Origin of the sequence: Klebsiella huaxiensis (assembly GCF_003261575.2) — a bacterium.
Taxonomy (GTDB): Bacteria; Pseudomonadota; Gammaproteobacteria; order Enterobacterales; family Enterobacteriaceae; genus Klebsiella; species Klebsiella huaxiensis.
The window spans coordinates 4,133,835-4,146,955 of sequence record NZ_CP036175.1; the positions used below are offsets into that span (position 1 = coordinate 4,133,835).

The 13,121-nt window shown below is 56.7% G+C and carries 11 protein-coding genes and 1 pseudogene; 6 read left to right on the top strand and 6 right to left on the bottom strand.

Annotation, left to right across the window (positions count from 1 at the left end; translation table 11 throughout):
* Window positions 1–8 precede the first annotated feature (8 nt).
* Together DA718_RS19800 and DA718_RS19805 are read right to left on the bottom strand one after the other, a co-directional pair.
* Window positions 9–500, bottom strand: a pseudogene (locus DA718_RS19800) (DUF1722 domain-containing protein); the annotation flags it as partial.
* A 104-nt stretch (window positions 501–604) separates the two neighbouring features.
* Window positions 605–811: a YbfA family protein gene (locus DA718_RS19805; RefSeq protein ID WP_110277323.1), complete on the bottom strand. Its 207-nt coding sequence runs from the start codon at window positions 809–811 to the stop codon at window positions 605–607.
* 309 nt (window positions 812–1,120) lie between these two features.
* On the opposite strand from DA718_RS19805, the gene kdpF reads away from it, so the two are divergent.
* From kdpF to kdpE, 6 genes are read left to right on the top strand one after another with little or no spacing between them, the layout of a single operon-like run.
* On the top strand, window positions 1,121–1,210 hold the full coding sequence (kdpF, locus tag DA718_RS19810; protein WP_112214488.1) for a K(+)-transporting ATPase subunit F: 90 nt from the start codon (window positions 1,121–1,123) through the stop codon (window positions 1,208–1,210).
* Window positions 1,210–2,889 carry a potassium-transporting ATPase subunit KdpA gene (kdpA, locus tag DA718_RS19815; RefSeq protein WP_112214489.1) on the top strand — a complete coding sequence of 560 codons (1,680 nt, stop codon included), beginning with the start codon at window positions 1,210–1,212 and terminating at the stop codon, window positions 2,887–2,889. The genes kdpF and kdpA overlap by 1 nt, the downstream gene beginning before the upstream one ends.
* 21 nt (window positions 2,890–2,910) lie before the next feature.
* Window positions 2,911–4,959, top strand: coding sequence for a potassium-transporting ATPase subunit KdpB (gene kdpB, locus DA718_RS19820; protein WP_112214490.1), 2,049 nt, complete (start codon window positions 2,911–2,913; stop codon window positions 4,957–4,959).
* Window positions 4,960–4,969: 10 nt separating this feature from the next.
* Window positions 4,970–5,545: a potassium-transporting ATPase subunit KdpC gene (kdpC, locus tag DA718_RS19825; protein WP_112214491.1), complete on the top strand. Its 576-nt coding sequence runs from the start codon at window positions 4,970–4,972 to the stop codon at window positions 5,543–5,545.
* A gap of 1 nt (window position 5,546) precedes the next feature.
* Window positions 5,547–8,234, top strand: coding sequence for a two-component system sensor histidine kinase KdpD (gene kdpD / locus DA718_RS19830; protein WP_112214492.1), 2,688 nt, complete (start codon window positions 5,547–5,549; stop codon window positions 8,232–8,234).
* On the top strand, window positions 8,231–8,908 hold the full coding sequence (gene kdpE, locus DA718_RS19835) for a two-component system response regulator KdpE (protein WP_112214493.1): 678 nt from the start codon (window positions 8,231–8,233) through the stop codon (window positions 8,906–8,908). Before kdpD ends, kdpE begins: the two co-directional genes overlap by 4 nt.
* Window positions 8,909–9,040: 132 nt before the next feature.
* On the opposite strand, the gene araD is transcribed toward kdpE, so the two are convergent.
* The 4 genes from araD to DA718_RS19855 are packed head-to-tail and all read right to left on the bottom strand — an operon-like array spanning window position 9,041 to window position 13,114.
* Window positions 9,041–9,736, bottom strand: coding sequence for an L-ribulose-5-phosphate 4-epimerase (gene araD / locus DA718_RS19840; protein WP_112214494.1), 696 nt, complete (start codon window positions 9,734–9,736; stop codon window positions 9,041–9,043).
* The gene (locus DA718_RS19845; RefSeq protein WP_112214495.1) at window positions 9,726–10,625 is read right to left on the bottom strand and encodes an L-ribulose-5-phosphate 3-epimerase; all 900 of its coding nucleotides are present in this window, start codon (window positions 10,623–10,625) and stop codon (window positions 9,726–9,728) included. Before DA718_RS19845 ends, araD begins: the two co-directional genes overlap by 11 nt.
* On the bottom strand, window positions 10,622–12,100 hold the full coding sequence (locus DA718_RS19850; protein ID WP_112214496.1) for an FGGY-family carbohydrate kinase: 1,479 nt from the start codon (window positions 12,098–12,100) through the stop codon (window positions 10,622–10,624). Before DA718_RS19850 ends, DA718_RS19845 begins: the two co-directional genes overlap by 4 nt.
* A 27-nt stretch (window positions 12,101–12,127) precedes the next feature.
* On the bottom strand, window positions 12,128–13,114 hold the full coding sequence (locus DA718_RS19855; RefSeq protein WP_112214497.1) for an ABC transporter permease: 987 nt from the start codon (window positions 13,112–13,114) through the stop codon (window positions 12,128–12,130).
* Between the last annotated feature and the right edge of the window lie 7 nt (window positions 13,115–13,121).

Genomic DNA, 13,121 nt, shown 5'->3' on the forward strand with positions numbered 1-13,121 from the left:
GTGATTTTTTATTCGTCCAGCGCTTGCGGCCAGCCGGTGAAGTAGCGCTGGCCGGAGAGATAAGCGTCCGGAAATTCGGCCATATAGTGTTTGAGCTGATTCACCGGCGCAAGCAGCGGCTCTTTTCCCAAACGATAGTCGTCGATAAGTGCAGTCAACGCCTGCTTCTGTTGGGCAGTGAGATGTTCGCGGAAATAACCCTGAACGTGCATGAGCACATTAGTATGATTTTGCCGGGTGGAGGGATGAGCCAGCAGTGTCACCAGACGCTCACGATAGGCGTCAAAAAAGGCGTCCAGCGAAGGCCAGTCGGCCATGGCTGCCACAAAAGGCCCAATCTGGCGGTATTCAGGTTGCGAATGCGCCAGCAGTATCAGCTTGTAGCGGCTATGAAAATCCACCAGGTTGCCCCGGGTCAGCCCATCGCGGCGCAGATTATCCAGTTCACGTAAGGTGTAAATGCGGGTTTTGTTATCGTCTTCCAGCCAGGTGTCGCTCATTACGGCTCCTTGTATCATCAGGAGTAATAAGTGTAAGCCACAACAGGCAAAAAAAAACCGCCGGACGAACCAGCGGTTTACAGCGTTCAGACGATATGTGGATATCAGTAAAAATCTGCGGAGGCTTTTTCCGCCTGCGCCATCCATACCGGCTGGTCGCTGGTTTTTGACCACACGCGGTGCAGCCAGCTGTAAAAACGAGCACGATCTTTCCAGAACAACATCACCGGAAGCGCCGCCACGCCAGCCACAACGGCGAAAGTGCGACGCGCGAAGATTACGTGAGCAGGATAAGTTTTGTACAACGCCATAATTTCTCTCCCCTTTGTCAGGCCGGCAATCAACGCCGGTAAAGTATCAATGTGTATCTGGTTAAAATAGTACCGCCTTGGCTGTAATTTTACTACTCATCCGACCACTAAAAAGCACTTATTTAGCCTTTATTTACATTCATCCGGTAACTTAGTTACATAAAGGTTAAATTAATACTAACCATTAGTTAAATTAAGGGATTGGTGATTTTTATATTTTTTTTACACCCTTGCAGCTAATTTTTGCGAAATCTTTGCGCCCGACTTCCTATCCTCCTCGTAAATCAAAAAGACACCCGGAGGTGGATTGTGACTGCAGGCGTAATCGCTGGCGTAGCGCTGGTGTTCCTGTTGCTGGCTTATCTGGTTTATGCCTTGATACATGCGGAGGCATTCTGATGGCAGCTCAAGGATTTTTACTCATCGCGAGCTTTATTCTGCTACTGATGCTCCTGGCTCGTCCGCTGGGAACAGCGCTGGCGACGATGATCAACGATGTCCCGTTACCGGGACTTGCCGATATCGAACGCGGATTATGGCGTGTTGCGGGCATTCGTTCGCAGGAGATGAACTGGTATCAATATTTATTCGCCATCCTGCTGTTTAACGCGCTGGGTCTGGTGGCGCTGTTTGCGTTGCTTATGTTCCAGGGCTTCCTGCCGCTTAATCCGCAGCACCTACCCGGCTTGTCCTGGGATCTGGCGCTGAATACGGCAGTGAGTTTTGTCAGCAACACCAACTGGCAGGCCTATGCTGGGGAAGCTACCATGAGCTATCTCAGCCAAATGGTGGGGCTGGCGGTGCAAAACTTCCTCTCCGCCGCCACCGGCATCGCGGTGATCTTTGCCCTTACTCGCGCTTACGCCCGACAGAAAGTCAGCACGCTTGGTAACGCCTGGATCGACCTGACCCGCATCACCCTCTGGCTGCTGCTGCCCATTTCGCTGCTGATTGCGCTGTTCTTTATTCAGCAGGGCGTGCCGCAGAGCTTTGCGCCGTATCAGGGTTTTACATCGCTTGAAGGGGTACGCCAGATGCTGCCGATGGGGCCGGTCGCCTCGCAGGAAGCGATTAAAATGCTGGGTACCAACGGCGGCGGCTTCTTTAACGCCAACTCGGCGCACCCGTTTGAAAACCCGACCGCGCTGACCAACATGGTGCAGATGCTGGCGATCTTTTTGATCCCGGCTGCGCTGTGTTTCGCCTTCGGTGAGGTCGTGGGCGATCGCCGCCAGGGGCGGGCCATCCTGTGGGCGATGACGCTTATCTTTATCGTCTGCGTGGCGGTCGTCATGTGGGCCGAAACTCGCGGCAATCCGCATCTTTTAAGCCTCGGTGCCGACAGCAGTCTGAATATGGAAGGCAAAGAGAGTCGCTTCGGCATTCTCGCCAGCAGCCTGTTCGCCGTGGTCACTACCGCCGCTTCCTGCGGGGCGGTCAACGCGATGCATGACTCCTTTACCGCGCTGGGCGGGATGGTGCCGATGTGGTTAATGCAGATTGGCGAAGTGGTGTTCGGCGGCGTTGGCTCGGGGCTATATGGCATGCTGCTGTTCGTGATGCTGGCGGTATTTATCGCCGGGCTGATGATTGGCCGCACGCCGGAGTACCTCGGTAAGAAAATCGATGTCCGCGAAATGAAGATGATTGCGCTGGCCATTCTGGTTACACCAACGCTGGTGCTGCTCGGTACGGCGCTGGCGATGATGACCGAGGCCGGGCGCGCGGGGATGTTTAACCCCGGTCCGCACGGCTTCAGCGAAGTGCTGTACGCCGTTACCTCGGCGGCTAACAACAACGGTAGCGCCTTTGGTGGCTTAAGCGCGGCAACGCCATTCTGGAATCTGCTGCTCGCGTTTTGCATGCTGGTCGGTCGCTTCGCGGTCATTATTCCGGTGATGGCCATTGCCGGTTCGCTGGTAACGAAGAAAATTCAGCCTGCCGGTACCGGTACGCTCGCCACCCACGACGCGCTGTTTATCGGACTGCTGATTGGTACCGTACTGCTGGTCGGTGCGCTGACCTTTATCCCCGCGCTGGCGCTCGGCCCGCTGGCGGAACACTTTTCCTTACTTTAAGCGATAGCGGAGCAACCTGTTATGAGTCGCAAATCATTAGCCCTGCTGGAGCCGACGCTGGTGCGCCAGGCGCTGCTGGACGCCGTGAAAAAACTTAGCCCGTCAGTACAGTGGCGTAACCCGGTGATGTTTATCGTCTGGATTGGCAGCCTGTTAACCACCCTGCTCGCCATCGCCATGGCAAGCGGACAGATCGCGGGCAGTGCCGGGTTTACCGCCACCGTCAGTATCTGGCTGTGGTTCACCGTACTGTTTGCCAACTTCGCCGAAGCGATGGCTGAAGGCCGCAGTAAAGCGCAGGCCAATAGCCTTAAAGGGGTACAAAAGACCTCATTTGCCCGCAAACTACGCGCGCCGCAGCACGATGCGCAAATTGATCATGTGCCCGCCGAAGAGCTGCGCAAAGGCGACGTGGTGCTGGTCGAGGCAGGGGATATTATTCCCTGCGATGGCGAAGTTCTCGAAGGCGGCGCATCGGTAGATGAAAGCGCCATTACCGGCGAATCTGCGCCGGTTATCCGTGAATCCGGCGGCGACTTCGCCTCGGTGACAGGCGGGACGCGTATTCTTTCCGACTGGCTGGTGATCCGCTGTAGCGTTAACCCCGGCGAAACGTTCCTTGACCGGATGATCGCCATGGTTGAAGGGGCACAGCGGCGCAAAACGCCGAACGAAATTGCGCTGACCATCCTGCTTATCGCCCTGACTCTGGTATTTCTGCTCGCCACCGCCACCATCTGGCCCTTCTCCGCCTGGAGCGGTAACGCGGTGAGCGTCACGGTACTGGTGGCGCTGCTGGTGTGCCTGATCCCAACCACCATCGGCGGCCTGCTGTCAGCCATCGGCGTCGCCGGGATGAGCCGGATGCTCGGCGCTAACGTGATCGCCACCAGCGGTCGCGCGGTCGAAGCGGCGGGCGATGTCGACGTGCTGCTGCTGGACAAAACCGGCACCATCACGCTCGGCAACCGCCAGGCCTCGGCGTTCCTGCCCGCTCAGGGCGTGGAGGAGAAAACCCTTGCCGATGCCGCCCAGCTCTCTTCGCTGGCAGATGAAACCCCGGAAGGTCGCAGTATCGTGGTACTGGCAAAGCAGCGCTTTAATCTGCGCGAGCGCGATCTGCAATCACTGCACGCCACCTTCGTGCCGTTTACCGCCCAGACCCGGATGAGCGGCATCAATATTGACCAACGCATGATCCGCAAAGGTTCAGTCGATGCCATTCGTCGCCACGTGGAAGCCAACGGCGGCCACTTCCCAGCCGATGTCGATAAACAGGTTGAAGAGGTCGCGCGCCTCGGCGCAACGCCGCTGGTGGTTGCCGAGGGCGAGCGGGTGCTGGGGATTATTTCGCTCAAAGATATCGTCAAGGGTGGTATTAAAGAGCGTTTTGCTCAACTGCGCAAAATGGGGATTAAAACGGTGATGATCACCGGCGATAACCGCCTGACCGCCGCCGCCATTGCCGCAGAGGCCGGGGTGGATGACTTCCTTGCCGAAGCCACGCCGGAAGCCAAGCTGGCGCTGATCCGCCAGTATCAATCCGAAGGGCGACTGGTGGCGATGACCGGTGACGGTACCAACGATGCCCCGGCGCTGGCGCAGGCCGACGTGGCGGTGGCGATGAACTCCGGCACCCAGGCGGCAAAAGAGGCCGGCAACATGGTGGATCTGGACTCCAACCCCACCAAACTGATCGAGGTCGTGCATATTGGTAAACAGATGCTGATGACCCGTGGCTCTTTAACCACCTTCAGTATTGCCAACGATGTGGCGAAATATTTTGCCATTATTCCGGCCGCGTTTGCCGCCGTCTATCCACCGCTGGCGATGCTTAACGTGATGCATCTGCATTCGCCTTCATCGGCGATTTTAAGCGCGGTAATTTTTAACGCGCTGATTATCGTCTTTCTGATCCCGCTGGCGCTGAAAGGCGTGAGCTATAAGCCGCTGTCGGCCTCGGCGATGCTGCGCCGTAATCTGTGGGTCTACGGCCTGGGCGGACTGCTGGTGCCGTTTATCGGCATCAAAGCTATCGACCTGTTACTGACCCTGACCGGGCTGCTGTAAGGAGATAATCATGTCAATAATTCGTCCGGCTCTTGTACTTTTTATTCTGTTAACGCTCATCACCGGCGGCGTCTATCCGCTATTAACCACCGCGCTGGGACAGTGGTGGTTTCCGCAGCAGGCCAACGGCTCGCTGGTGCGCATTGACGGCGAAGTGCGTGGTTCCCGCCTGATCGGTCAGAACTTTACCGCTGCGGGCTATTTCCAGGGCCGACCTTCCGCGACGGCGGAGGTGGCGGATAACCCGCTGGCTTCCGGCGGCAGCAACCTTGCCGCCAGCAATCCGGCGCTGGATAAAGCCATCAGCGAACGAGTACAGGCCCTGCGCGACGCCAACCCGGATGCAAATCCGACGGTGCCGGTTGAACTGGTGACCGCTTCAGCGAGCGGGCTGGATTACAGCCTGACCCCGGCCGCTGCGCTGTGGCAGGTACCTCGCGTCGCCAAAGCACGTCAGCTTAGCGTTGAACAAGTCAGCCAGTTGGTTGACGAGGCAACGCAAAAACCGTTGCTCAGTTTTCTCGGCCAACCTGTGGTAAATATACTGCAGCTGAATATGTCGCTGGATGCCCTAAAGGATAAGTGAAATGAGTGACGAGCCGCTGCGTCCGGACCCAGACCGCCTGTTACAACAAACCGCCTCTGCACATCGCGGAAAACTGAAGGTGTTTTTTGGTGCCTGCGCGGGGGTCGGTAAAACCTGGGCGATGCTGGCGGAAGCGCAGCGGCTGCGCGCCCAGGGGCTGGATATTCTGGTTGGCGTGGCAGAAACCCATGGGCGTAAAGAGACGGCGGCAATGCTTGAGGGGCTCAGCACCCTCCCCCTGCGCCGCCTTTCCCATCGCGGGCGCTACGTTAAAGAGTTTGACCTTGACGGCGCGCTGGCCCGCCGTCCGGCGCTGATCCTGGTCGATGAGCTGGCGCACAGCAACGCGCCCGGTTCGCGACATCCTAAACGCTGGCAGGACGTTGAAGAGCTGCTCGAAGCCGGCATCGACGTTTTTACTACTGTTAACGTCCAGCATCTGGAAAGCCTTAACGATGTGGTCAGCGGCATCACCGGCGTACAGGTGCGCGAAACCGTCCCCGACCCGTTTTTTGACGCCGCCGATGATGTGGTTCTCGTCGACCTTCCCCCCGACGATCTCCGCCAGCGGCTTAATGAAGGCAAAGTTTATATCGGCGGTCAGGCTGAGCGGGCTATCGAAAACTTCTTTCGCAAAGGCAACCTGATTGCCCTGCGCGAGCTGGCGTTGCGCCGTACCGCCGATCGGGTCGATGAGCAGATGCGCGCCTGGCGCGACCGTCAGGGCCAGGAAAAGGTCTGGCACACCCGCGACGCCATTTTGCTGTGCATTGGCCATAATACCGGTAGCGAAAAGCTGGTCCGCGCCGCCGCCCGACTGGCTGCCAGGCTGGGTAGCGTCTGGCATGCGGTGTATGTTGAAACCCCTTCTTTGCATCGTCTGCCGGAAGCAAAGCGACGGGCAATTCTGGCGGCGCTTCGGCTGGCGCAGGAGCTGAGGGCAGAAACTGCCACTCTCTCCGATCCTTCGGAAGAGAAGGCCGTTCTGCACTACGCCCGCGAACATAACCTCGGCAAAATAGTCATTGGCCGCCAGCAAAAAAGACGCTGGTGGGATCGCAGCGGTTTTGCCGATCGTCTGGCCCGGCACGCGCCGGATCTCGATCTGGTCGTCATCGCGCTGGATGAAAAGACCGCCCCTCTGCCCGCTCGCGCCAGCGATGGCCGCACGGCGATGGAAAAATGGCGTTTGCAGGTTCAGGGCTGCGTGGTCGCCATCGCGCTGTGCGCGGTCATTACCGTGGTGGCGATGCAGTGGTTAATGGCCTTCGAAGCCGCCAACCTGGTGATGCTGTATCTGCTCGGGGTGGTGATTATCGCCCTCGTGTATGGCCGTTGGCCGTCGGTACTGGCGACGGTGGTGAACGTGGTCAGCTTTGACCTGTTCTTTGTTGCGCCGCGCGGTACGCTGGCTGTTTCCGATGTGCAGTATCTGCTGACTTTTGGCGTGATGCTGACCGTCGGACTGCTTATCGGCAATCTAACCGCTGGCGTGCGCTATCAGGCGCGGGTGGCGCGCTATCGCGAACAGCGCACCCGTCATCTTTACGAAATGTCAAAAGCGCTGGCGGTGGGCCGCAGCCATGAGGATATCGCCACCACCAGCGAGCGATTTATTGCCTCGACGTTTCAGGCGCGCAGCCAGCTGCTGCTGCCCGATGATGCCGGAAGACTCTCGCCGCTAACCCAGCAAACCGCAGCCATCACCTGGGATGACGCTATTGCCCGCTGGAGCTTCGATAAAGGCCAGCCCGCCGGAGCTGGTACCGACACCCTTCCCGGCGTGCCCTATCAGATTCTGCCGCTAAAAAGCGCCGCCCGTACCTGGGGATTGCTGGTGGTAGAACCGGATAATTTGCGCCAGCTAATGATCCCCGAGCAACAGCGTCTGCTGGAAACCTTCACTCTGCTGGTCGCCAGCGCGCTGGAGCGGCTGACGTTAACCGCCAGCGAAGAGCAGGCTCGGCTGAACAGCGAACGCGAAAGCCTGCGAAACTCGCTGCTGGCGGCGCTGTCACATGATTTGCGCACCCCGCTGACGGTGCTGTTTGGTCAGGCGGAGATCCTGACGCTCGATCTCGCCAGCGAGGGTTCGAAGCATGCCCCACAGGCCAATGAGATTCGCCAGCATGTGCTGAACACCACCAGGCTGGTCAATAATCTGCTCGATATGGCGCGGATCCAGTCCGGCGGCTTTAATTTGCATAAAGAGTGGTTAACCCTGGAAGAGGTGGTCGGCAGCGCTTTGCGTATGCTGGAGCCGGGTCTCGGCGGGCGGCATATTCAGCTTGCGCTGCCGGACCCGCTACTGCTGGTACACGTTGACGGTCCGCTATTTGAACGGGTGCTGATTAATCTGCTGGAAAATGCGGTGAAATACGCCGGGCCGCAGGCGCAAATCGGCATTGCGGCGCATACCGATCCGCATAATTTGTTTCTGGAGGTCTGGGATAACGGGCCCGGTATCCCAGCGGGGCAGGAACAGGCTATCTTTGATAAGTTCGCTCGCGGCAATAAGGAGTCGGCAATTCCCGGCGTCGGCCTGGGGCTGGCGATTTGTGAGGCCATTGTCGAAGTCCACGGCGGGACGATTAGCGGCGCAACGCGTCCGGAAGGCGGTGCCTGTTTCCGTGTTACACTGCCGCGAGAAGCGCCCCCTGAACTGAAAGAGTTAGCCGAGGAAATGTGATTAACGTTTTGATCATCGAAGACGAAAACGCTATCCGCCGCTTTCTGCGCACCGCGCTGGAAGCCGACGGCATGCGGGTATTTGAGGCGGAAACGCTGCAACGCGGGCTGATTGAAGCCGCCACCCGCAAGCCGGATTTAGTCATTCTCGATCTTGGCCTGCCCGATGGTGACGGCAACGCGTTTATTCGCGAAGTTCGCCAGTGGAGCCAAATGCCGATTATCGTGTTATCGGCACGCACCGAGGAGCAGGATAAAATCGCCGCTCTCGACGCCGGTGCCGATGACTATCTGAGTAAACCTTTTGGTATTGGCGAGCTGCAGGCGCGGTTGCGGGTGGCCATGCGTCGCCACGCGGGTGCGCAGGCCGACGAGCCGCTGGTACGTTTTGCCGATATTGAGGTGGATATCCCCGCTCGCCGCATCGTTCGCGGCGACGAAGAGATCCACCTGACGCCAATCGAATTTCGTCTGCTGGCAGTATTGTTAAATAATCTTGGCAAGGTGCTGACCCAGCGACAGCTGCTCAATCAGGTCTGGGGACCGAATGCGGTGGAGCATAGCCACTATCTGCGGATTTATATGGGACACCTGCGGCAAAAGCTGGAGGTTGACCCGGCGCGACCGCAGCATTTGCTCACCGAAACGGGGATCGGTTACCGGTTTATGCCGTAGCCGTTGCCCCAGGTTGCGATCGCGTGTCGATGGTTTCCCGGGGCGCTGTGCTCAGTCGGGCTACCTGACCGCCATCTGCCGGTCAGGTAGCCCGGACAGGCGCATCGCGCCGCCTCCGGGAGATACCCGCGATTATTGCCCGTAATAGGCCCCTGCCCCATGCTTGCGTAAATAGTGCTTATCCAGCAGCGTCGACGAAACCGGCTGCTCCTCGCTCACCAACTGGCGGGTCCACATATTCATGTAGGCAATCTCTTCCAGCACCACCGCATTATGCACCGCGTTCGCCGGATCTTTTCCCCACGCAAAAGGGCCGTGACCATGCACCAGTGCGGCAGGCACGCTGAGAGGTTCGATATCCTGCATCCTGAACGTTTCAATAATCACGTGGCCGGTATTGGTTTCATAATCACCGAGAATTTCATCGTCGTTTAGCGGGCGGGTGCAGGGAATTGGCCCATAAAAATAGTCGGCATGGGTGGTCCCCATCGCCAGCAGCGGCCTGCCCGACTGCGCCCAAATCGTCGCGTGGCGTGAGTGCGTATGCACAATCCCGCCCACGCCGCTAAAGGCTTTATACAGTTCAAGATGCGTCGGCGTATCGGATGAAGGCTTGTAGCGCCCTTCCACCACTCGCCCAGTTGCCAGTTCAACCACCACCATATCGTCAGCCGACATCACATCGTATTCCACGCCGGAAGGCTTAATCACCACCAACCCCGCGTCGCGATCGATGCCGCTGACGTTGCCCCAGGTAAAGGTGACAAGATTAAATTTCGGCAGCGCCAGATTGGCGTCAAGAACCGTCTGCTTGAGTTTATCCAGCATACTTCACTCCTGAATTCACATTGGCTTCATACTGCGGGACAAGAAAACCCTGCTGGTATTTATCCGTTAACCACGCTTTGGCCTCGGCAATTCTCTCGCTATCCTGCCCGTCATTTTTAGCCCACATCTCAATCAGCCATGCGCCGCGATAGTTCAGCGCGGCAAGCGAGCGGAAAATCTCGCTGAAATCCACGCAGCCGGTGCCGAACGGCACATCGCGGAACTGCCCCAGCGAGGCGTGTGAAACGGGCTGGGTGTCCTTCAAATGGATGGCGCTGATTTTATGAATGCCTTTACTCAACTCTTCAGGAACATCGTTTTGCCACGCACTTAAGTTGCCAACGTCCGGATAGACGCAGAACCACGGGCTACAGACCTTGCGCTCCAGATCCAGCCAGCGGGAGATATTGCTCATAAAGGCGGTGTCCATGATCTCCATCGACAACATGATTTGCGCCTTCGCCGCTTCAGCCACCGCCCAGTTAATCCCTTCAATAAAATATTCGCGAGTTTGCGCGGAGGAGGATTCGTAGTAAACGTCATAGCCTGCCAGCTGGATATTGCGGATCCCGACGTGGCTGGCAAAGTCCAGCGCATCAAGCATCAGTTCGCGCGCCTTTAACCGGGTGTCACGGTTGACGCTACCAAAAGGATGGCTGCGGTGCGCGGAGAGGCACATGCTCGGCACATCGATGCCGCTATTAATTTTGTCAGCAACGAACGCCAGCCTCTGGCCACGGTTCCAGCGTAGTCGGGCCTGACGTTCCGGGCTCTCATCAACAGAGATTTCGAGGAAATCAAACTCCAGATTTGCTGCCAGTTCGAAGCGTTTTGGCCAGTCCAGCGTAGCGGGTAGCGCTTTTTCATAAATACCAAGTCTGGGCTTCATTGTACCGCTCCCGTCGCCCTGGAGAGGCTTTGCGCAACCTGTAAATAACGGGCATAGCCTTCACGCAGCTGCTGATGTCGTTTGGCATCCGGCTGGTAACAAACGACTTCCGGCTGCGTCGCCTGGATAGCTTCGCTGAAATTGGCATAGGCACCGGTTCCGGCAGCCGCGCATAATGCAGCCGCGCGACATCCGGCCTGTTCAATATCCACCACTTCCAAAGGGAGGTTGGAGGCATCGGCATACATCTGCGTCCAGCCTTTCGACTGGCTTGGGCCGCCGGTGAAGCGAATTTTTTGAATATCCTGATTGAGCTCAATAATGCGGTCCTGGTGCACCAGGTGGGAAAAGACGATCCCGCGATAGATGGCCGCAATAATGTCTTTTTTGGTGTGATGACCCGCCAGGCCGACCAGCGCACCGGGGAGATCCATCGCCAGATTGGAACCAAACAGATACGGTAAAAAGACCAGATTGCTGTCGGTATCTTCCGCGATCCAGCTTTCGAAATGCTCATAGCAGTGGTCATCATCAGGAAAGAACTGTTTCACAAACCAGGAGAGATTACTCGCCGAGGTCGGGCTGCCCTCATGAACAAAATATTTCCCCGGAATGCAGTATTTCCCCCAGATATACGGGAAGTCGCTGGCAATAATATTATCCGTCACCGAGGTGGCAATACTCCACGTTCCTGCCACCGCGCTGAGGGTATCAGCCCGATCAATCCCCGAAGAAACGGCGGAGGCAACCACATCGAAAAAGCCGCCGAAGACCGGCGTGCCAGGACACAGCCCGCAGTCCAGTGATGCCTGCAGGGTAATGTGGCCTACGCAATCCGTTGAGTTCACCACCGGCGCGGTTTTATCCACCACTTCCTCAATGCCAAATAGCGCCATCATGTCGCTGTCGTAGCGGGAGGTGAACTGGTTATAAAAATTGCTGCCGGAAATATTGGTAATTTCCGCCGTCGCTTCGCCGGTCAGGCGGAAACGGATGTAGTCGTGGACCATCAAAACGGCATCGATTCTGTCGTAATTGGCCGGCTCATACTCTTTAAGCCACGCCAGCAGCGACACCGGATGTCCGGTCCACAGCTGCTGTAATCCTTTCGGATAAGCCAGCTTGTCGATACCTTCGCGATACCATTTTTTGACAAACTCCAGCGCCCGGGTATCGGATGAAATAATCCCGTTGCGTACCGGCTCGCCTTTTTTATCAATCGCGTAAAGCCCCTTACCGTGCGAGGAAAAACCGATCCCGCCAATACTTAACGGCGGCACCTGGCTTTCATACATCACTTTTTTAATCACACTGCAAACGGTATCCCACAGTTCATGCATATTCCGCTCGGTAAAACCCGGCTGTTCGGATAACACCTGCGCATATTGCGACGCGACGTGGATCTCTTGCCCTAGTTCATTATAGATACCGGCTTTGGTCACCGTCCCGCCGATATCGACTCCGATAAAATTCATATCCCTTCACCCCACAATGAAAATGATTTAGCGTCTGGCAGAGCTAATAAAAGTGGCGCCCCAAATAATGAGCCCTTTCACTACATACTGGACATAAGGCGAGATCCCCAGAAGATTTAAGCCATTATTCAGTACCCCGAGCATCATCGCGCCAATTAACGTACCAATAATCATTCCTCGCCCACCGGCAATAGACGCGCCGCCGAGCACAACTGCGGCAATAGCATCCAGTTCAAAACCAACGCCGGCATTAGGCTGACCGCTCATGACGCGCGAGGTAAAAATAAGCCCGGCGAAACTGGCGGTAAAACCACTAATAACGTAGACCAGCAACTTATAATATTTAACCCGCAGACCGCTCAGGCGTGCCGCCTCTTCGTTCCCCCCCAGGGAGTAGACATAGCGACCGAACGGCATATGGTTCAGGACGATATAAAATATGATATATAAAACCACCATCAGAATAATCGGCACCTGAATACCGAACAGATATTCACGGCCCCAAAAGGCAAATGAATCAGGTAATCCAGAGATGGGATAGCCACCGGTATAAATCAGCGCCAGGCCCTTGGCAATAATCATCGCCCCGAGAGTGACGATAATGGGCGGCATCTTGCCATAAGCGGTTAAAAAGCCGTTAATCGCGCCAAAAGCCACGCCGGAACACAAGCCGATAAGGATGGCTAACCATGGGTCTAAGCCATAATACTTCATTAACCCCGCCATCAGCGTACCGGCCAGCGCCATCACCGCGCCGACGGAGAGGTCGATACCACCGGTCAGAATTGCAAACGTCATGCCGATGGCGATAATGGCATTAATTGAAACCTGGCGGGCGACGGTCGAGAGGTTATCTACTGTTAAAAAGTAATCATTAAAAATAGCCATACAGGAAAACAGTAATACCAGACCGACAAACGGCAGGAACGCGGGCATCTTTAATAATCCATGGAGGATTTTTTTATTTTTTTCAGGAGATGCAACTGGCGCTAATGATGCATTTTCATTACTCATTTAAGAC

What these genes read in the sequence shown, in the direction of transcription:
- DA718_RS19845 (WP_112214495.1), bottom strand. Translation starts at nt 10,625, where the DNA reads ATGAAGCCCAGACTTGGTATTTATGAAAAAGCGCTACCCGCTACGCTG.
- DA718_RS19855 (WP_112214497.1), bottom strand. Translation starts at nt 13,114, where the DNA reads ATGAGTAATGAAAATGCATCATTAGCGCCAGTTGCATCTCCTGAAAAA.
- kdpC (WP_112214491.1), top strand. Translation starts at nt 4,970, where the DNA reads ATGTCAATAATTCGTCCGGCTCTTGTACTTTTTATTCTGTTAACGCTC.
- kdpB (WP_112214490.1), top strand. Translation starts at nt 2,911, where the DNA reads ATGAGTCGCAAATCATTAGCCCTGCTGGAGCCGACGCTGGTGCGCCAG.
- kdpA (WP_112214489.1), top strand. Translation starts at nt 1,210, where the DNA reads ATGGCAGCTCAAGGATTTTTACTCATCGCGAGCTTTATTCTGCTACTG.
- araD (WP_112214494.1), bottom strand. Translation starts at nt 9,736, where the DNA reads ATGCTGGATAAACTCAAGCAGACGGTTCTTGACGCCAATCTGGCGCTG.
- DA718_RS19805 (WP_110277323.1), bottom strand. Translation starts at nt 811, where the DNA reads ATGGCGTTGTACAAAACTTATCCTGCTCACGTAATCTTCGCGCGTCGC.
- kdpD (WP_112214492.1), top strand. Translation starts at nt 5,547, where the DNA reads ATGAGTGACGAGCCGCTGCGTCCGGACCCAGACCGCCTGTTACAACAA.
- DA718_RS19850 (WP_112214496.1), bottom strand. Translation starts at nt 12,100, where the DNA reads ATGAATTTTATCGGAGTCGATATCGGCGGGACGGTGACCAAAGCCGGT.